12 protein-coding genes and 1 other annotated feature are annotated in these 19,051 nt (G+C 40.6%); of the genes, 10 read left to right on the top strand and 2 right to left on the bottom strand.

The features are described from left to right. The first annotated feature begins 14 nt into the window (after nucleotides 1-14). The 6 genes from hemC (at nucleotide 15) to ysxE (ending at nucleotide 7,312) form a co-directional block, all read left to right on the top strand. Nucleotides 15-947 carry a hydroxymethylbilane synthase gene (gene hemC, locus J1899_RS16310; protein WP_214475254.1) on the top strand — a complete coding sequence of 311 codons (933 nt, stop codon included), beginning with the start codon at nucleotides 15-17 and terminating at the stop codon, nucleotides 945-947. Continuing rightward, nucleotides 947-1,729: a uroporphyrinogen-III synthase gene (locus J1899_RS16305; protein WP_214475253.1), complete on the top strand. Its 783-nt coding sequence runs from the start codon at nucleotides 947-949 to the stop codon at nucleotides 1,727-1,729. The genes hemC and J1899_RS16305 overlap by 1 nt, the downstream gene beginning before the upstream one ends. Before the next feature lie 18 nt (nucleotides 1,730-1,747). Next, nucleotides 1,748-2,728, top strand: coding sequence for a porphobilinogen synthase (gene hemB / locus J1899_RS16300; protein ID WP_214475251.1), 981 nt, complete (start codon nucleotides 1,748-1,750; stop codon nucleotides 2,726-2,728). Nucleotides 2,729-2,770: 42 nt separating this feature from the next. Continuing rightward, on the top strand, nucleotides 2,771-4,057 hold the full coding sequence (gene hemL / locus J1899_RS16295) for a glutamate-1-semialdehyde 2,1-aminomutase (protein ID WP_066443135.1): 1,287 nt from the start codon (nucleotides 2,771-2,773) through the stop codon (nucleotides 4,055-4,057). 892 nt (nucleotides 4,058-4,949) lie between these two features. Beyond that, complete coding sequence (gene spoVID, locus J1899_RS16290; RefSeq protein ID WP_214475248.1) at nucleotides 4,950-6,134, top strand: stage VI sporulation protein D; 1,185 nt, start codon at nucleotides 4,950-4,952, stop codon at nucleotides 6,132-6,134. Nucleotides 6,135-6,244: 110 nt separating this feature from the next. Further along, complete coding sequence (gene ysxE / locus J1899_RS16285; RefSeq protein ID WP_214478875.1) at nucleotides 6,245-7,312, top strand: spore coat protein YsxE; 1,068 nt, start codon at nucleotides 6,245-6,247, stop codon at nucleotides 7,310-7,312. 15 nt (nucleotides 7,313-7,327) lie between these two features. Here the strand turns inward: ysxE and J1899_RS16280 are convergent, their stop codons facing one another. Continuing rightward, nucleotides 7,328-7,522 carry a hypothetical protein gene (locus J1899_RS16280; RefSeq protein WP_425514977.1) on the bottom strand — a complete coding sequence of 65 codons (195 nt, stop codon included), beginning with the start codon at nucleotides 7,520-7,522 and terminating at the stop codon, nucleotides 7,328-7,330. A 174-nt stretch (nucleotides 7,523-7,696) separates the two neighbouring features. Then, nucleotides 7,697-7,936: a binding site (T-box leader), on the top strand. A 64-nt stretch (nucleotides 7,937-8,000) separates the two neighbouring features. Here J1899_RS16280 and J1899_RS16275 point away from each other — a divergent pair. The 4 genes from J1899_RS16275 to J1899_RS16260 all read left to right on the top strand — a co-directional run bounded on the left by J1899_RS16275 (nucleotide 8,001) and on the right by J1899_RS16260 (nucleotide 16,905). After that, nucleotides 8,001-10,649 (top strand): valine--tRNA ligase, encoded by a 2,649-nt coding sequence (locus J1899_RS16275; protein ID WP_214475245.1) that lies wholly within the window; start codon nucleotides 8,001-8,003, stop codon nucleotides 10,647-10,649. Between the two features lie 81 nt (nucleotides 10,650-10,730). Continuing rightward, entirely contained in the window at nucleotides 10,731-12,062 is a 1,332-nt protein-coding gene (locus tag J1899_RS16270; RefSeq protein ID WP_214478874.1) for a bifunctional folylpolyglutamate synthase/dihydrofolate synthase, read from the top strand. A gap of 57 nt (nucleotides 12,063-12,119) precedes the next feature. Continuing rightward, a complete protein-coding gene (locus J1899_RS16265; RefSeq protein WP_343216724.1) occupies nucleotides 12,120-13,838 on the top strand; it encodes a sensor domain-containing diguanylate cyclase in 1,719 nt (572 codons plus the stop codon). Between the two features lie 169 nt (nucleotides 13,839-14,007). Then, nucleotides 14,008-16,905 (top strand): VWA domain-containing protein, encoded by a 2,898-nt coding sequence (locus J1899_RS16260; RefSeq protein ID WP_246586503.1) that lies wholly within the window; start codon nucleotides 14,008-14,010, stop codon nucleotides 16,903-16,905. A gap of 127 nt (nucleotides 16,906-17,032) precedes the next feature. Here the strand turns inward: J1899_RS16260 and J1899_RS16255 are convergent, their stop codons facing one another. Then, the gene (locus J1899_RS16255) at nucleotides 17,033-19,051 is read right to left on the bottom strand and encodes a hypothetical protein (RefSeq protein WP_214475241.1); all 2,019 of its coding nucleotides are present in this window, start codon (nucleotides 19,049-19,051) and stop codon (nucleotides 17,033-17,035) included.

The following is a 19,051-nucleotide window of genomic DNA, read 5'->3' as shown; positions in this document are numbered from 1 at the left end:
ATTAGGAGGCCGTCATGAGAAAAATTATCGTGGGTTCGCGAAGAAGTAAGCTGGCACTTACACAAACAAACTGGGTTATTGCTGAATTGAAAAAATTGAATCCCAGCTTTGAGTTTGAAGTGAAAGAAATCGTGACAAAGGGAGATAAAATCCTGGATGTTACATTATCCAAAGTTGGTGGAAAAGGATTATTTGTAAAAGAAATTGAACAGGCTATGCTTGATAAAGAGATTGATATGGCTGTACATAGTATGAAAGATATGCCTGCCGTTTTGCCTGAAGGGCTCGTCATTGGCTGTATACCAAAACGGGAAGATCACCGTGACGCCTTAATTTCAAAAGGACATATTAAGCTTTCAGATTTAAAGCCTGGCTCTGTCATTGGTACAAGCAGCTTACGCCGTGGAGCGCAACTGTTGGCAAGACGTCCGGATTTAGAAATCAAATGGATTAGAGGAAATATCGATACACGTCTTGCGAAGCTTGAGACGGAAGATTATGATGCCATTATTTTGGCTGCTGCTGGACTTGCACGCATGGGGTGGTCACAGGATGTTGTTACAGAGTTCTTAGACCCTGATCTTTGCCTGCCAGCTGTTGGACAAGGCGCATTATCTATTGAATGCCGCGGAGAAGATGAAGAACTACTATCACTGCTTGAGAAGTTTGCATGTGAGGAGACAACCAAAACGGTTACGGCAGAAAGAGCGTTTCTCCACAAAATGGAAGGCGGATGCCAGGTTCCAATTGCGGGCTATGCCACACTTAAAAATGATGGAGAAGTGGAGTTAACAGGACTTGTTTGTTCTCCTGATGGCACGACCATGCTGAAGGAAATGTCTGCTGGAGCTGATGCTGAGGCTGTAGGCATACAAACAGCATCCTCACTGACTGAAATGGGTGCAAAGGACTTAATTGACGAAGTAAAACGGGAGCTTGGAGAGTAATGTCTGCCGCGTCCTCTCTGCTCGGCAAAAGGGTGCTGATTCCCAGAGGAAAGCAGCATGCTAAACCAGTTGCTGAATTGGTAAGAGATCTAGGGGGAATTCCGGTGGAAATTCCTCTCATCTCTTTTAAGCCGACCATAACACAGAAAGATGCTGCCAGATTAAACGAAACATTACATACATATGACTGGCTAATTTTTACGAGCAATGTAACGGTGGAAACATTTTTTGCGCATGTGGATACAAAAAGTGAGCTGCTTCCGAAAATGGCAGTAATCGGCGACAAGACGAAGGAAGTACTGGAAGCTAAAGGGCTGAACGTTGACTTTGTGCCATCTCAATATGTTGCGGAAGGCTTTATAGAAGAGTTTTTGCCTTTAATTCAAAAGGGTGAGCACATTCTCATTCCAAAAGGAAATTTAGCAAGAGATGCGATCGCCTCTGCTTTACGCAGGAAAGAAGTAATAGTGAAAGAAATCATCGTCTATAAAACCGATATGCCAGAAGATAGCAAAGCGCTATTAAAAGAAAAATTGCTGGACCATCAGCTGGATATTATTCTTTTCACAAGTCCATCCACAGTTGATCATTTTATGGATGTTGTTCTTGAAAACGATCTGGCAGATCAAATAAAACGATGTATTATCGCCTGTATTGGACCGGTATCAAAAGCCAGGGCGGAAACACATGGTTTGCATGTTCATGCAATCCCGGATCGATATACGGTGAAAGATATGCTAAATGAAATCATTCAGTATTTAAAAGAGATAGAAACAACATAAAACAAGGAGGATTCTATTATGGACCTACAATTCAATCGTCACCGAAGACTTCGTAAGACAGCTAATATGAGAGCGCTTGTAAGAGAAAATAGACTGCATACAGATGATCTTATTTATCCAATCTTTGTTGCAGAAGGTCAGGATATTAAAAGAGAAATAACATCCATGCCTGGCATTTATAACTTATCCTTGGACCACCTTCATGCTGAACTTGAAGAAGTAGTATCTTTAGGCATAAAATCGGTTCTGCTATTTGGGATTCCTGAAGAAAAGGATGCGTGCGGCACGCAGGCTTATCACGATCATGGCATTGTACAGGAAGCAACAAGATTAATTAAAGAAAGCTTCCCTGAGCTGATTGTTATTGCGGATACATGCCTATGTGAATTTACAGACCACGGCCATTGCGGTCTTGTGGAAAATGAAGAAGTTTTAAATGATGAGTCACTTGATTTGCTAGTGCAGACGGCTGTCAGTCAAGCAAAAGCAGGAGCTGACATTATTGCTCCATCCAATATGATGGATGGCTTTACAGCAGCGATTCGTGCTGGATTGGATGAAGCAGGATTCGAAAATGTGCCGATTATGTCCTATGCTGTTAAATATGCTTCAGCCTTTTACGGTCCGTTTAGAGAAGCGGCTGACAGTACACCTCAATTCGGTGACCGCAAAGCCTATCAAATGGATCCGGCAAACCGCCTTGAAGCCATTAGAGAAGCAGAGTCTGACTTGGTAGAAGGTGCCGACTTCCTTATTGTGAAGCCAGGGATGCCGTACTTGGATATTGTCCGCGATGTAAAGAACAATATCAATCTTCCGCTTGTCATTTATAATGTGAGCGGAGAATACTCCATGGTCAAAGCAGCCTCTCAAAACGGCTGGATTGACGAAGAGCGAATTGTCATGGAAATGCTGACAGGCATGAAGAGAGCCGGCTGTGATCTGATCATTACGTATCATGCAAAAGATGCTGCAAGATGGCTGAAAGAGCAAAACTAATAAAAAAACAATCTTTAACTAAAAAACGAAAAGAGGGATCGTATGCGTTCTTATACTAAATCCATTCAAGCGTTTGAAGAAGCGAAAAAGCTATTGCCTGGCGGAGTTAACTCCCCTGTCCGTGCATTTAAATCTGTTAATATGGATCCAATCTTCATGGAGCGTGGAAAAGGATCAAAGATTTATGATATTGACGGCAATGAATACATTGATTATGTCCTTTCGTGGGGACCGCTAATTTTAGGTCACAGTAATGACCGCGTGGTTGAAGCAATCAAAAAAGTGGCTGAAAACGGGACGAGCTTTGGGGCTCCAACAGAAATTGAAAATGAGCTTGCCAAGCTTGTCATCGAGCGTGTGCCATCGATTGAAATCGTGCGTATGGTTTCTTCTGGAACAGAGGCAACAATGAGTGCACTTCGCCTGGCGAGAGGCTATACTGGCCGCAACATGATTATGAAATTTGAAGGCTGCTACCACGGTCATGGTGATTCCTTGCTTATCAAGGCTGGTTCTGGTGTTGCCACATTAGGACTTCCAGATAGTCCTGGTGTACCTGAGGGTGTGGCTAAAAATACTATCACAGTTCCTTACAATGACCTTGAGAGCGTGAAGCTGGCATTTAATCAATATGGAGATGATATTGCTGGTGTAATTGTTGAGCCAGTTGCCGGCAATATGGGTGTTGTGCCGCCACTGCCGGGATTCCTTGAAGGACTGCGTGAGATCACAGAGCAAAATGGAACACTTCTTATCTTTGATGAAGTGATGACAGGCTTCCGCGTAGATTATCAATGTGCACAAGGCTATTTTAACGTTACACCTGATATTACATGTTTAGGGAAAGTCATCGGCGGTGGACTGCCAGTTGGTGCATACGGCGGGAAAGCTGAAATTATGGAAAGAATTGCACCGAGCGGACCAATCTATCAGGCAGGTACCCTATCAGGAAATCCGCTTGCCATGACTGCAGGGCTTGAAACATTAAGTCAGCTGACACCAGAAACTTATAAAGAATTTGGACGCAAAGCAGACATGCTGCAGTCAGGCTTAAAAGCAGCAGCAGAAAAATACGGAGTTCCGCATACGATTAACCGTGCAGGTTCCATGGTTGGCATCTTTTTCACAAACGAAAAAGTAACAAACTATGATCAAGCGAAAACATCTGATTTGAACCTATTTGCTTCCTACTATCGTGAAATGGCAAATGAAGGGGTCTTCCTTCCGCCTTCACAGTTCGAAGGATTATTCCTCTCAACTGCACACAGTGACGAAGACATTCAAAACACAATTAAAGCAGCAGAAACTGCTTTTTCTAGAATTATGTAATACAGTAGAGACAGCACCGAAATAGCCGGTGCTGTTTTTTAATGGTGTTTTTTAGATGGGTTTGGGTTGAATGGCGGAAATTTGGGTTTGTGATCTGTAAATTAGTAAATGATGTTGTGGGGGAGGAAACGTACCTTTTAAATCTCATTAGAGATGTGGTGGGAAAAGAGGCAATGTACCTTTGTGATCCAGGAATGGGTATATAGTGTCGTGAAAGGAAGGAAACGCACCAGCATAATCCAGAAACTGGTATGTAGTGTCGTGAAAAGGGAGGAAACGCACCTGTATAATCCAGAAACTGGTATATAGTGTCGCGAAAAGGGAGGAAACGCACCCGTATAATCCAGAAACTGGTATATAGTGTCGCGAAAAGGGAAGAAACACACCCGTATAATCCAGAAACTGGTATATAGTGTCGCGAAAAGGGATTAAACACACCTGTATAATCCAGAAACTGGTATATAGTGTCGCGAAAAGGGAAGAAACACACCTGTATAATCCAGAAACTGGTATATAGTGTCGCGAAAAGGGATTAAACACACCTGTACAATCCAAAAACTGGTATATAGTGTCGCAAACCTCCAAATTCCAGCAGCAACCGTTAAACCTGAAACCCAAAACAATCGCTGCACCTCACTCCCAGAAGTGAAAAACCAGACAATCAAGCAAAAACAACCCCCAAAAAAGCACAACCCCCCACAGCACAACCCCTCCCTTCAAAGCATTAAACAAACCAGCTGCCTCTAACAAGTTCCTAATCTCAAAAACTCCTGCACCGAAAGCACTCTTACTAATCTATCTTGCAATTTTTTACTCATATTTAGAATCGTCTATTCATAAATTGATAATGACATAGTGATTAGACGTGAAAGATATGAAGGGAGGAGTCGCTTTGACTCAGGGAAATCCATCGTGCTTACGATTTTCTTTAGAAGAATCAGTGTGGTTTCAAAGAGGACAGGAAGTACTGCAATTAATATCAATCTCACTTGATCCAAATATTACAATCCAGGAAAGTGAACAATATGTCACCATCCAAGGTGCTTTAGAGCTTACAGGGGAGTATAATCGCGTCGAAGCAGATGAAGCAGAGCAGCAGAATGCTGGCTACCAGGCAAAGTTTGTGCAAAGTGTAGAGGAAAGAGATGAAGGTGTTTTTGAATTCACTCACTTTTTTCCAGTAGATATTACGATCCCGAATAATCGAATTCAAAGCATTGAGGACATTGGTGTAGAAGTGGAATCCTTTGATTACGATTTTCCTGAACGCAGCTGTATGAAGCTGAACGCAAACTTAATGATTTCCGGTTTATATGGCGAGCAGCGTGAAGAGGCTGAAAATGCTGTTGAGGAAGTTGTAGAAGCTTCTGAGGCAGAGGCAGAGGCAGAGCTGGAGCCGCTCTACCGCTCATCCGCTTCAATATTTGAGCCTCCTGCACAAGAAGATGAAGAACAAGAAAATGATTTTGTCACTGAACTGCGCATTGAAAAAGCTGAACAGCCAAAACATGATCAGGAACAAGAAGAAGAGTTATTCCGTCCATTTGAAGCAGAGGCAAGAAAACAGCCTGAAGTCCCGGCAGTTGAGGTGAATGAAGAAGAGGTAGCACCTCCAGCATTACAAGAAGCTCAAATTGCACCTCAAGCCGCAGAAGAGCCTAAGGAAGCATTCCCTAATATCGCATTTACAGCTCAAAGAAGTGAAACACCTGCTGAAACATACGTGGCAGAAGTGGAAGAGTTCAAGCAAGTACCGCTTGAAGAAAGTCCTGTTCAAGAAGTAAAAGTGACTGAAAATGTATACATGGAAGAATCATCATCTTCTTCTGAGCAAGAAGTAAAGAAAAAGAAAAAATCCAAAAACAGTATGACATTAACAGAGTTTTTTGCACGAAAAGATGAAAATGAAATGTCTAAGCTGAAGGTATGCATTGTGCAGCACGGAGAAACACTCGAGCTGCTTGCAGAAAGATATGAAGTGTCTTCTCAGCAGCTGCAGAGAGTGAACAACCTTGATATCACTCAAGACGTCTTTGAAGGTCAGGTGCTGTATATCCCTGCTGTTGTAACCCGTTAATGTTGATCATGGACCAATGAGCAGGTGTATGTTAACCTGCTCATCTGTTTTTTTTTTTACGCAGAAGTGATCATGTATCTGCGCTGAATTGTAGGAAGTGAGTGATTACTGTGCAGGAAAAAAATCGATTAAAGCAGGTAGCACCCATTTTAAGGCATTATGCTGTAGAAGCGAATTTTGTTGAGGATTTTGGCAGAGTCCAAAAAATTTATAGCAATAAAGGGATCTTTGCTTTAAAGAAAATCAAGACCAATCATGGTGCTGACTTTATCAGACATGTTCATAACTTATATCAAAAAGGCTATAACCGGGTTGTACCAATCTATCCGACTGCAGATGGCCGTTACGCGGTGCTGCATGATCATCATTTATATTATTTAATGCCTTGGCTGGCGAATGAATTAAAAGAGGACCGAACACAAAGGTATCAGCAGATGTTCCGGGAATTGGCACGGATGCATACCCTTTCGGTCAGAGAAGTAAAAATCACCAAAGAGGAAAGAGAAGAGCATTATGAGAACACACTGCAGCAATGGGAAAAAGAGAAGGAATTTCTTTCAGGCTTTATAGAGCAATGTGAAAAACGAGCGTATATGTCACCGACAGAGCTGTTGTTTTGCTTGTATTACCATGACATAACTCAGGCAATAAAATATGCGGAAGATAAGTTGAAAGCATGGTATGAAAAGACGAAAGAAGAAGAAAAAGCAAGAACGGTCCTTATTCATGGAAAGGTTTCGCCGGAACATTTTTTATTTGATGAGCGAGGCTATGGATATTTCCTGAATTTCGAAAATGCAAAGCTAAGCTCTCCCCTGCATGACATGCTTCCGTTTCTCTCCAGGTCGTTAAAGACATATCCTAAACGCTCGGAGGAAGCTGTGGATTGGTTTTATACGTATTTAAAATACTTTCCATATAAAGAAGATGAGTTATTGCTTTTTCAAAGCTATTTCGCCTATCCTGGTCCGGTGATCCGTGCAGCAGAACGTTATTATAAAAAGAAAAATAGCCGTGGTGAACGTAAAATGCTGCAATATTTCCAGAATCAGTTCTGGCTATTAAAAAATACAGAGTATGTGATTATGAGAATAGAAGAAACAGAAAGACAAAAACAAGAGGCAGCGGCTGCTGCGGCAGCACAAGCACAGGCAGAACAAGAAGGAGCCCAGAATTAATCCATGTTCCGGGCTCTAAATCATTTCAAATTGAAATGCAATGACAGCAGCAATAAGCAGGAAAAGCAATAACACGTCTAAAATGGAAGGCAGAATCAGTGTTCGAATGCCTTGAAAAATGCAAATCGGAACAATAAATTGTCCGCATACATTGCGAATCGATCTTAGCCAAGGCGGCAGTCCATGCGGATTATATCTTCTTTTCATCATCAGTCCCCCTCCTCCTCATTATATGAACCTCATTTAGTGATAGTGCCTAACTCCATGCATAATTTGCTGTATCCTTTGGAACGTTTCATTCAGAAAAGGTATAAAATAAAAAAATAGTGTTACGATATTGACTAGCGTTATTGATTTGAGTAGTATAGAGCATATAAATAATGAATAAAAGCCAGGATAGGGAAGAGTACAGAGTGAAAAGCCTTAAGAGAGATGAACCATTTGCTGCGAGGTTTGTCAGGCGGATGCTTTGGAAGGTCGCCCTTGAGCTTCTTTTGCGAACGGCATTATGCTCATTAGTAAAAGACGGGAAAGCCGTTATCAATTTTAAGAGTCAATATCAGGCTGTTTTTTTGATATTGAAAAAAAGGTGGTACCGCGAAGCAAACTCCATTCGTCCTTTTATGACGAATGGGGTTTTTTGTTTTTTTAAAAGTATTAGGGTCATGTGAAAGGAATGAATATAAAAATGGAAAACAATAATGAACTGACAATGCCGACGAAATACGATCCGGCATCGATTGAGAAAGGGCGCTACGACTGGTGGCTTTCCGGTAAATATTTTGAATCTGGTGCAGATGAAACGAAAACGCCTTACACCATTGTTATTCCGCCGCCAAACGTAACGGGAAGGCTGCACCTTGGTCATGCATGGGACACAACTCTTCAAGATATTTTAACGCGTATTAAAAGAATGCAAGGCTATGATGTTCTTTGGCTGCCTGGAATGGACCATGCCGGTATCGCAACACAGGCAAAGGTTGAAGAAAAGCTTCGCAATGAAGGAAAAAGCCGCTACGATTTAGGTCGTGAAAAGTTTGTGGAAGAAACATGGAAATGGACAAATGAATACAAAGGCCATATCCGTGAGCAGTGGGGCAAGGTCGGACTTGGACTGGACTATACGAAAGAACGCTTCACGCTTGATGAAGGATTATCAAAAGCTGTAAATAAAGTATTCGTTTCTCTTTATGAGAAAGGCTTAATTTACCGCGGTGAATATATCATCAACTGGGATCCTGCAACGAAAACAGCACTATCTGATATTGAAGTTATTTATAAGGATGTTCAGGGTGCATTTTATCATATGAGATACCCATTAACAGATGGAAGCGGCTATATTGAAGTAGCGACAACTCGTCCGGAAACGATGCTTGGAGATACAGCGGTTGCTGTCCACCCTGAAGATGACCGTTATAAGCATTTAATCGGCAAAACGGTAAAGCTTCCGATCACTGGAAGAGAAATCCCGATTGTCGGTGATGATTATGTAGATATGGAATTTGGTTCTGGTGCAGTTAAAATTACACCAGCACACGATCCAAATGACTTTGAAATCGGCAACCGCCATAATCTTGAGCGTATTCTTGTTATGAACGAAGACGGTACAATGAATGGAAATGCCGGCGAATACAAAGGATTAGATCGTTTCCAATGCAGAAAGCAAATCGTAAAGGACCTGCAGGAAGCGGATGTTCTGTTTAAAATTGAAGAGCATATGCATTCTGTTGGACACTCTGAAAGAAGCGGCGCCGTTGTTGAACCATACCTTTCAACACAATGGTTTGTTAAAATGCAGCCATTAGCTGATGAAGCGATCGCCCTGCAAAGCAAGGAAGAAAAGGTTAACTTCGTGCCTGCCCGCTTTGAGAATACGTATTTGCGCTGGATGGAAAATATCCGTGATTGGTGTATTTCCCGTCAATTATGGTGGGGACACCGCATTCCTGCCTGGTATCACAATGAAACAGGCGAACTTTACGTTGGTGAGAATGCTCCTGCTGACCCAGAGAACTGGACACAGGATAACGATGTATTAGATACATGGTTCAGCTCCGCACTATGGCCATTTTCAACAATGGGCTGGCCAGATGAAGATTCAGCAGATTTCAAACGCTATTACTCAACAGATGCCCTTGTAACTGGATATGATATTATTTTCTTCTGGGTTTCCCGTATGATTTTCCAAGGTCTAGAGTTTACGGGTAAGCGTCCGTTTAAAGACGTTCTCATTCATGGGCTTGTACGCGATGAGCAAGGCCGCAAGATGAGTAAATCGCTTGGAAATGGTGTTGATCCAATGGATGTCATTGATCAATACGGAGCAGATGCACTAAGATACTTCCTTTCCACTGGAAGCTCACCTGGTCAGGACTTGCGTTTCAGCATGGAGAAGGTAGAATCGACATGGAACTTTGCCAATAAAATATGGAATGCTTCCCGTTTTGCGTTGATGAATATGGATGGACTGAAATACGAGGAGATCGATTTATCTGGAGAAAAATCCGTTGCAGATAAATGGATTCTGACACGTTTAAATGAAACAATTGAAACCGTAACAAGATTATCTGATCGCTATGAGTTCGGTGAAGTAGGACGAATTCTTTACAACTTCATCTGGGATGATTTCTGTGACTGGTATATTGAAATGGCGAAGCTGCCGTTATATGGCGAAGATGAAGCGGCTAAGAAGACGACACGTTCGATTCTTGCTTATGTTTTAGACAACACGATGAGACTTCTTCATCCATTTATGCCATTCATCACAGAAGAAATCTGGCAGAACCTGCCGCATGAAGGGGAGTCCATCACAGTAGCTTCTTGGCCAGAGGTTGTAGAAGAGTACAGCGATGAAAAGGCTGCTGCAGAAATGAAGCTTCTTGTTGAAATTATCCGTTCTGTACGAAACAGCAGAGCTGAGGTAAACACACCAATGAGCAAGAAAATCAAGATGCTGATTAAAGCGAAGGACGAAGAGATCGAAAGCATCCTAGAAAGCAACCGTGCTTATATCGAACGCTTCTGTAATCCGGAAGAATTAACGATTGGTATTAATGTCGAAACTCCTGATAAAGCAATGACCGCTGTTATTACAGGAGCAGAAATTATTCTTCCGCTTGAAGGCCTGATTAATATAGACGAAGAAATCGCCCGCCTGCAAAAAGAGTGGGAGAAGCTGAACAAGGAAGTAGAGCGTGTTCAGAAGAAACTAAGCAACGAAGGTTTTGTTAAAAAGGCTCCGGAAAAAGTAATTGAAGAGGAAAGAGCGAAGGAGCTTGATTATACGGAAAAACGTTCTGCTGTTGAAGCACGTATGAATGAACTGAAAAACGTGTAATCTAGGTTAAATAATGTATGGATCGAAGGCGAGTCCCTCTTATGAAGGATTCGTCTTCCATACTGTAAGGAGGTTTTTATTATTTTTACTACATATGAACAAGCATTGGAATGGATCCATGGCAGATTGAGGTTAGGGATTAAGCCTGGATTAAAAAGAATGGAATGGATGCTTTCGAAACTGGGAAACCCAGAGAAAAAAATAAAGACCGTACATATTGGCGGAACAAATGGAAAAGGTTCAACACTGACATATTTACGCTGTATTTTACAGGAAGCAGGGTTTACTGTGGGCAGCTTCACTTCTCCATTTTTTGAACAATTTAATGAGCGGATTTCATACAATGGCAAACCGATTTCCGATGAAGAGATTTTACTGCTTGTGAACCGGATTTTGCCGCTTGCTGAGGAATTAGAAGAGACAGACCTTGGTGGTCCGACTGAATTTGAGGTCATTACTGTGATGGCATTTGAATATTTTGGTCATGTTCAGCCTGCAGATATAGCCTTGTTTGAAGTGGGTCTTGGCGGACGGCTTGATTCCACGAATGTCATAGAACCTCTTCTCTCTATCATAACAAGTATTGGCCTGGATCATACGAGTATCCTTGGAGAGACTTATGCAGAAATCGCCTATGAAAAAGCCGGGATTATCAAGAAAGATACCCCGCTCATTACAGCTGTAAAAGAAGAAAGTGCGAGAAGTGTGATATTAAAGACAGCATCTAAGCAGAATGCAGAGGTTTATCAGCTTGGAAAGAATCTTGTCATTCAAGAACATTTTTCCACAGCAGCTGGTGAGCAATTTAGTCTAAAGACAGCAAATAACGAGTATGGACAACTTGACATTACCATGCCAGGAGAGCATCAAGTTGAAAATGCCTCCCTCGCCGTTATTGCAGCTGAACTGTTAACTCTAAAAGGTTTTCCTCAAGAGGAACATCAAATAAAGCAGGGGTTAATGAAAGCCTATTGGCCGGGCCGATTTGAAACCGTCAGCGAAAAGCCTTTAATTATAGTAGATGGTGCGCACAACAATGAGGGGATCCAAGCCCTCACAAATGAATTGCAAAAACGATACAGAAAATTACAAAAGAGGGTTATATTCGCTGCTCTTTCTGATAAAAAACTAGACAAAATGATCATGCAATTAGACTCAGTTGCAGATACAATGACATTTGTGGACTTTGACTTCCCGAGGGCTGCTAAAGCTTCAGATCTATTGAAAATTAGCTCTTCACATCGTAAAAGAGCTGCATCTGATTGGAAAGATGCCATTCGCTCTGAGATGCTTTCGCTGGGGAAAAATGAGATGCTGATTATTACAGGCTCACTCTATTTTTTATCAGAAGCAAAGCCATTTTTAATTAAAAGTTTAAATAGTTTGAATATAGATGTGACAAAAACCTTTTAATTTGATAAAATATCCACATTATACAACTTTTTACCTATGGAAAAAGGAGGGATGAAAATGAAGGTGAAATATAAAAAAATCATCTGGGCTGCTTGGATCTTGTTAATGCCAGCTTCACTTTGGATTGCCTATCATTTTTATCCTCCTCCTGTTGAAGCAGTTCCGCTGACTGATTTGGCAGCCTTCTTTTTACTTACCTTTCTCGTTGCGCTATTACCTGTCGTCATAAATAATACACCAGTGTTTTTACTGCAATGGGTCTCTATGGCGGTTTTTCTTTTATTTGGGCTTTTTATTGAAATTTTGCTGGCTCAATTTGCGATTTTTGTGCTGCTTGCCAGACTCAATATCAGTAAAAATAAACAACTGTATCGACTGCCTTTAAATTCAAGTATGTTCCTGCTTGTTTCTTTATTTAGCGGTATGCTTTACTATGCAGTTGGCGGTGTTTCCGGCGACCAGCTCACCTATAATACTGAGTCCTTTTTTATTGCTCTCTTATATCCAGTCTTTTACTATATTTTAAATTTATTATTTCTTATTTTTATAGATACTGTTTTAACGGATAAAAAGAAGTTTCTCTTTGGAAAAGATATGGTTTGGGACATGCTCTCATCATTAGCATCTTTCCCTGTAGGGTATGTTCTGTTTATTTTATATAAGGAAATTGGTGTCATTGCCGTATTATGTGTCGGCATACCATTTGCCAGTCTTTCGCTGATTATGAGTCTATATTCCTCCAGTGAAAATGTGAATGCGTATTTACAGAAAGTATCGGAAATAGGCCATCAGCTGGCAGAACGATTAAAAGTCGGAGCAGTACTCGATTTATTTATGGAAAAGCTGATTCAGATGCTTCCAGCAGATTATGCCTATCTAATGGACATTGTGGACGGGAAAGAGCTGCAGATCATCCGCAGCTATGAAAATGGGCAAATAAACCGAGCGGTGATGAAGCCGCTAAAAAAAGGAGAAGGAATAAGCGGTTTTGTGTGGGAACAAAAAAAGGGTGTCCTATTTAAGACAAGAAAAGATTGGCAGCTCCTGATTAAAGGGTATGTGCCTGCCAATATCGAAAGCATTGTCTCTGTTCCGGTTGTTCGAAACAGCGAAGTAACAGGTGTCCTCTTTTTGGCTTCTACAAGAAAAGCCGTTTTTGACAAATCTTTGCTGATGATTGTTGATATCCTTTGTTCACATCTGGCCATTGCTGTCGAAAATGCCAATCATTACGAGAAAACAAAAGAAAAAAGCGAGCGCTGTGCACTAACAAAGCTTTATAATTACAGATACCTTGAGAAAAGATTGAATAACGAATTTGCAAAACTGGCAAAACAGGAGATATACACACTCTCTTTAATCATTCTCGACCTTGATCATTTTAAATCTATCAATGATAACTATGGACATCAAAGCGGCAATGAGATTTTATGTGAACTGGCAAATCGTTTGACAGCTGCTACCGGTGATTCTGGAATTGTTGCCCGGTATGGCGGTGAGGAATTTGTTATTGTTCTTCCCAACTATCCAAAGCATGAAGCTATTCAATTTGCTGAAACTTTAAGGCTCCTGCTGGCAAATAAGCCGTTTCAATTATCACAGCATATTGGAGTAGAACAGATCGATCTGGAAATACAGATCACGGCCTCATTTGGGGTCGCGGCAGCACCAGAAAATGCTGAAGACCCAATGACACTGATCCGCCATGCTGACAGAGCGCTTTATACGGGAGCTAAAAGAGCGGGAAGAAATAAGGTTGCTGAGTATGTGAAATAAAGGTGTTTCGGAAATAGGAGACAGGTTTCTGTCTTCTATTTTTTATGAAAAAAAATTTGATCATTTCGATAGATTTAACTATTTGTTTTATAGGTAAATTGGTATACTTATAGTATAAAAGTTCTGAATATAATCTGAAAAATTCATATATTTGAAAGGAGTGAAAAAGATGAAGCAAATGAAGAAAATCCTGTTACCCTTTTTGCTGTTGCCAATGCTATTATCTATTCTTTTTTCTCCAACGGGAGCTTCTGCTGCAGCAGATCCTCCGTCGGTAAACTTTTCGGCAAAAGCATCGCAGGAAATTATTGTTAAGCCGCAGAATGCAGATGCAATTGGAGGTCTTGACCTTCATCTTATGCCAAAAGGAATGGCTACAAATCCTGAGAGAGATCCGATCGACCTAATCTTCATCTTTGATAAATCGGGTTCGATGAATGAATCGGGTAGAAATCCGAAAAAGTTTCAGGATGCAAAGGATGCCATTGAAGAAGCGGTTAAGTACTTTAAAGAGCATGGACAGCCTGGAGATCGTTTTGGGTTAGTTCCTTTCGATACAAAAGTATCGGATAGAGTTGTGTATTTCTCATTTAATGATTTTATAAGCAATCTAAATAAAATTGAGGACACTGTGAATACTTTATCTGCCTCTGGGGGTACAAACTATACTCAATCTTTTGAAAAAGCACTTGAAATGCTCGGTGGCCAAACGAATGGGGCAGAAAAACCGGCAGAAAACCAATATGTAATTTTTATGACTGATGGGGAGCCTACTTTTTCTAACTATAAGGAAGCAATAACTTATCAGAAACAAGTTCAAGTAGGAACTAGAGAAGATTGTTTCTTGTTTTGGTGTTCTACTGTACCAGTATATGAGAAAAAAACAGTAACTGAAAATGTTCTTGTTTATCATGAAATATACACAGACACTAGAACAGGCCGCGATTTTAGTGAAGTATATTATTATCTGAATGGCAACCGTTACACTATCAACCAGGACGTAAATGAAACAAAAAGGCGAATTAAACAGCATGGTATAAATATGGCACAATCCCTTGCTCAAAAAGATATTAAACTGTATTCAATAGGCTTTGGCAATGACAGTGAAGTCGATATGGATTATTTGCGCAAGCTATCATCTGTAACTGGTGTAACAGCCCGCCAAGCATCACAAGGGAATATATCTGAAGTTTTCCGGGCGATTTCCGGGGAAATCGATACACCATCCATCAGCGGGGAAATTACAGTAGATCTTAACAAATTTAATGGAAAAGTGAAGCTGCAGGATGGTGCAAATGCTACCATTACGAATGGAATTGCGACCATTAAGTTTGATTTAAAATATCCTTTAAATCAAAGTGCTCCACAGCCAATTGATTTCTCTCTGCCATTAAGCTTTACGCAAGCAGGAGATTATGTATTTGATAATATTAAACTTTCATACAGGGATATTGATGGCAAAGCAGTTGCGCCAATCACCCATGCACCTGTAAAAATCTCTGTAAAAGATGATGCCGCGCCAAGTATGGTTGGTGAGATGAGCTTAAAGGGTGTTATCAATAATCCGGATAATTTAATCAAAGTTTCTGGTTCTAATGAAAGAACAAATGAATTAAAAGTCAACTATTCTTTAAGTCCGAATGGTTTATTCAATAATCAAGTGAAGGGAAATCTATCAAATATCCAAATTGTTCAGCCACTGCCAAGCGGGGTTTCTCTAATTCCTTCTGAAGGAGTGAAGCTTATCACTGGACAAGATGGTCGTCCGGCAGCACAAATTACACTAGGTCAGTCAATCAATTATGCTTCCGGTGTTTTTTCACCGAACAGCTTAGCTGCTTCTTTAAACCTAAAAGGGGACTGGGCGCTAAATAACGTCAAGATGCCAACAGCGTATGTTACGTACAAAGATAGCCGTTTTGGTGAGCAGCAGGCTTCCATTGCTCCAGCCAACCAGTTTATCAATTTAAAGGTGCGCTTGAATGAAATGGGCGGCAAAGCATATGACGGATATGCTTCTGGTCTCATTAACAAGGTGGATCTTAATAACAATAATACAGTTGTTGCACAAACAGAGTTCCCAAATGATTACGGATTAAAGCCTAAGCCAATTAAGGATATGGAATTTGTCGGCGATAAAAATACAGCCATTAAAGTAACATATTCTGATAATGAAGAAGTGATCATCTACTTGACTCCGGATTTTGAGATGACAGGACAGGATAGCGGAGTTGTCTACAAGGACGGAGACGTCACAAGTGAAAAAGTCAATGTGGATGTTACACAGCTGGTTGCCGGCAAAGGAGTTAAGTATTATTACTCTATTGAGAATCCTAACGGCAATATTGGGTGGACAGAATTTGACCCTTCAAAATCCATCGTAATCGATGATATAGGGAAAAATACGATCAGAATAAAAGCTGAAGGCGGATTTGCCTTCAATACGCCTGTAGAAAAGGATATTACTCTTCAAGTTCCAGTTGAATCAATCAATGTAACACCAAATCCATTGGAACTGGAAGTGGATGAAGTTAAATCCTTTACGGTTAACATTTCTCCGCTAAATGCATCTAATAAAGATCTTGATATTTATATCGAAGATCAGAATATAGCTGAATATAAAGGGGATATGAGAATTATCGGCAAAGCTGAAGGTGAAACCTATTTAGTTGTCAAAGCGAAAGATGGCTCTGGTATAACAGTCAGGGTGCCGGTAATTGTTAAAGACGCTTATATTGGATTAAAAGAAATTAAGTTTATCAAGTCTGTCTTCAAAATTGAAGAAGGCGAAGAGATTGCTCTCAGCGATGTGTTAATCTTTAACCCTAATAATGCAACAGACAAAGACATTGAATCTCTGCTGTCTACTCTGCCAGATAAAGTATCTGTTAGAAAAGAAGGATCTGAGTGGTATATTATCGGTGAAGAAGTCGGTTATTCTACGGTAACCGCAGAAGCCGAAAAGCAAAGAGATCAATCAAAACCAAAGGCATCTGCTTTATTTGAAGTAGGACCTGAGGGAGCAGACCATGACAGCGGCGGCTCAAATGGTGCAGGACGCTGGTAAAATGAATAGCTAGAACATGAAAAACGCCCTATATGATGTAGGGCGTTTTTGTTTGCATATCTTTAATTTACTCGAAAAAAAGAAGGGATGCTTTGCGGCATCCCTTCTTTACATTAAACCAACCTTCTTAATCTACAATCAGCTCATCCGAAAATATTTGAAGCTGTTCAACAATCGGAAGTGCTTCGATTCTCTGCAGCAAAACATCCTGATTATAATCGACAATAAAGCGCGAATAGTTGTCTTCTTGCTGATTCTGCATTGGGAGCTGTGTAATGGCATTAACTCTTCCGCGAATCGCATTAATCGTTAATGCCTCTTTAGCAAAAAGCCCGCCTTCTATATAAAAGAGTGAGCCGACTCCATACAATTCAGCATCCTTTTCAGTATAGAAAAATCCTTTTAGCGGCTTTACGGTATTGTTTTCCCTTGGCAAGTATGGAAGTCCTTCTTCATCAGCAGGTGTATAGTTATTAAACTCATTAATCCTGGTTATTAACAAGTCGTCATGAACAAGCAGGACAATCTGTTTTTCATTGTTTTGCGCACCAATGATATTGACATTGGATATGCTCGCTTTTTCCCCTGTATATACGACAGAGTCAAACATGACCTGATCATCTTCTCCGCCTTGGTCATTCTCGTCCCCAATGATCGTCAGGTTTTTATTACTGATAATATTGCTTTGGATATCAATGGTTGTCGAAAAAGGTTTAAGAAAAACATTTTCTCCAGAAACAATGTCGCCAGCCACTTTTAGTCCGCTGCTTTCCACAGAAAAGACGTTGTTTTCATAGGACTCTAACTCAACATTTTTTGCACCAATAATATTGCGGTTTGCATTTAACATTCCAGTCATATTAATGATGTGAACATCACCTGTCGCAAGTATGTCGCCATTAAAATTCATATCCTTATAGCTTACTAAGTAAAGATCACCGTCAACTACTAGCTGATCAAGGAAGGAAATTGGATAATTAGTGCTCATTACGACAAGATCGCCATTTACTTTTAACGGGTCATTAAATTCCATTGCCTGATCTGCACTTTCAATAATAAAGCTATTATCAAGCGGAGCAGCCGTTTCACCTACAATGGATAGCGGATTTGGCTGAACCTCCACTTTCTCGATGTATCCATCACTTCCAACAATTTGTCTGCTTGGCTGTGTATTACTTATCGCAGATGCCAAGCTGTCTGAGAAATCACTGCCATTGCCAGTTCTTGCTGCAGACAGTTTACTGTCCGTTAAAATCGAATTGGTCAGTTCATTCATTGACTTTTGAAATTGAATGTTAATAAACTGACTGTCATGCTTTAAATCCGGAATATCCTCTTTGTAAAAGTTATCTTCTTTTAATAGCGGCAGCAGGTTAGCTGAACTGCTATATAAATCGCCGGTAATGGATGACATCGGTGTATCCTGCGTTTTTTTTGTGCCATCGCGCAGCTCAAACTCTGCTTCTTCTTGAATATGAAGATGATTGGCATATACATTTCCATTGAAGTTCGCAGAGCCATTTAATTTAAAGCCTTCTCCTTCATTATCGGAAAAAGATCCGGCTGCATACTTTAAAAAGCTTGGCAGCGGAGAAAGTATTAATCTTTTCTTAATGGTTCTCGTTACTTTTCCTTCTGTTTCAATTGGGTTTTTTGTTACAAGTACAAAATCTACTATTCTGGTAAAATCGAGATCTTTATCAATGTTAAAAGGAGCATCATAGTTTGTAAGACTGCCTACACAGGCGTGACTGTTATCCAGGTACGATGGTGAACCTGTACTGACGTCAATTACATTCATGCACTCGATATAATCTGCCGCGCGATTGGGTTCAAGTATCTGTTCCACAATTGCATTCTCTAAGACATCGTCAAATCGATTTTCGACGTATAAGCGGTGATTGCTGTCCCAGCGTCTGAAATTTTCGAGGTTCAATTCATTTTCGCCTAATAGTTCGGGAAGGGTGCTCGTCATTTCATTCAATAGTTTTAATGCATCATACGTATAGACAACATCACTTTCCCTTGTTTCAGTTCTTTTGGCACCTCCGATGGATGCAGAGACAACGGCCATACCTAAAACGGTAAAAACGAGTGAAACAAGTAATACGATAATTAAACTATTTCCTTGTTCATTTTTTATCAT

Origin of the sequence: Cytobacillus gottheilii (genome assembly GCF_018582665.1) — a bacterium.
GTDB lineage: Bacteria > Bacillota > Bacilli > Bacillales > Cytobacillaceae > Cytobacillus > Cytobacillus gottheilii.
Note: the sequence above shows the minus strand (reverse complement) of the source record. Positions and strands in the feature narration are given on the sequence as shown.

What these genes read in the sequence shown, in the direction of transcription:
- hemC (WP_214475254.1), top strand. Translation starts at nt 15, where the DNA reads ATGAGAAAAATTATCGTGGGTTCGCGAAGAAGTAAGCTGGCACTTACA.
- J1899_RS16305 (WP_214475253.1), top strand. Translation starts at nt 947, where the DNA reads ATGTCTGCCGCGTCCTCTCTGCTCGGCAAAAGGGTGCTGATTCCCAGA.
- hemB (WP_214475251.1), top strand. Translation starts at nt 1,748, where the DNA reads ATGGACCTACAATTCAATCGTCACCGAAGACTTCGTAAGACAGCTAAT.
- hemL (WP_066443135.1), top strand. Translation starts at nt 2,771, where the DNA reads ATGCGTTCTTATACTAAATCCATTCAAGCGTTTGAAGAAGCGAAAAAG.
- J1899_RS16280 (WP_425514977.1), bottom strand. Translation starts at nt 7,522, where the DNA reads ATGATGAAAAGAAGATATAATCCGCATGGACTGCCGCCTTGGCTAAGA.
- J1899_RS16275 (WP_214475245.1), top strand. Translation starts at nt 8,001, where the DNA reads ATGGAAAACAATAATGAACTGACAATGCCGACGAAATACGATCCGGCA.
- J1899_RS16265 (WP_343216724.1), top strand. Translation starts at nt 12,120, where the DNA reads ATGAAGGTGAAATATAAAAAAATCATCTGGGCTGCTTGGATCTTGTTA.
- J1899_RS16260 (WP_246586503.1), top strand. Translation starts at nt 14,008, where the DNA reads ATGAAGCAAATGAAGAAAATCCTGTTACCCTTTTTGCTGTTGCCAATG.
- J1899_RS16255 (WP_214475241.1), bottom strand. Translation starts at nt 19,051, where the DNA reads ATGATAAAAAATGAACAAGGAAATAGTTTAATTATCGTATTACTTGTT.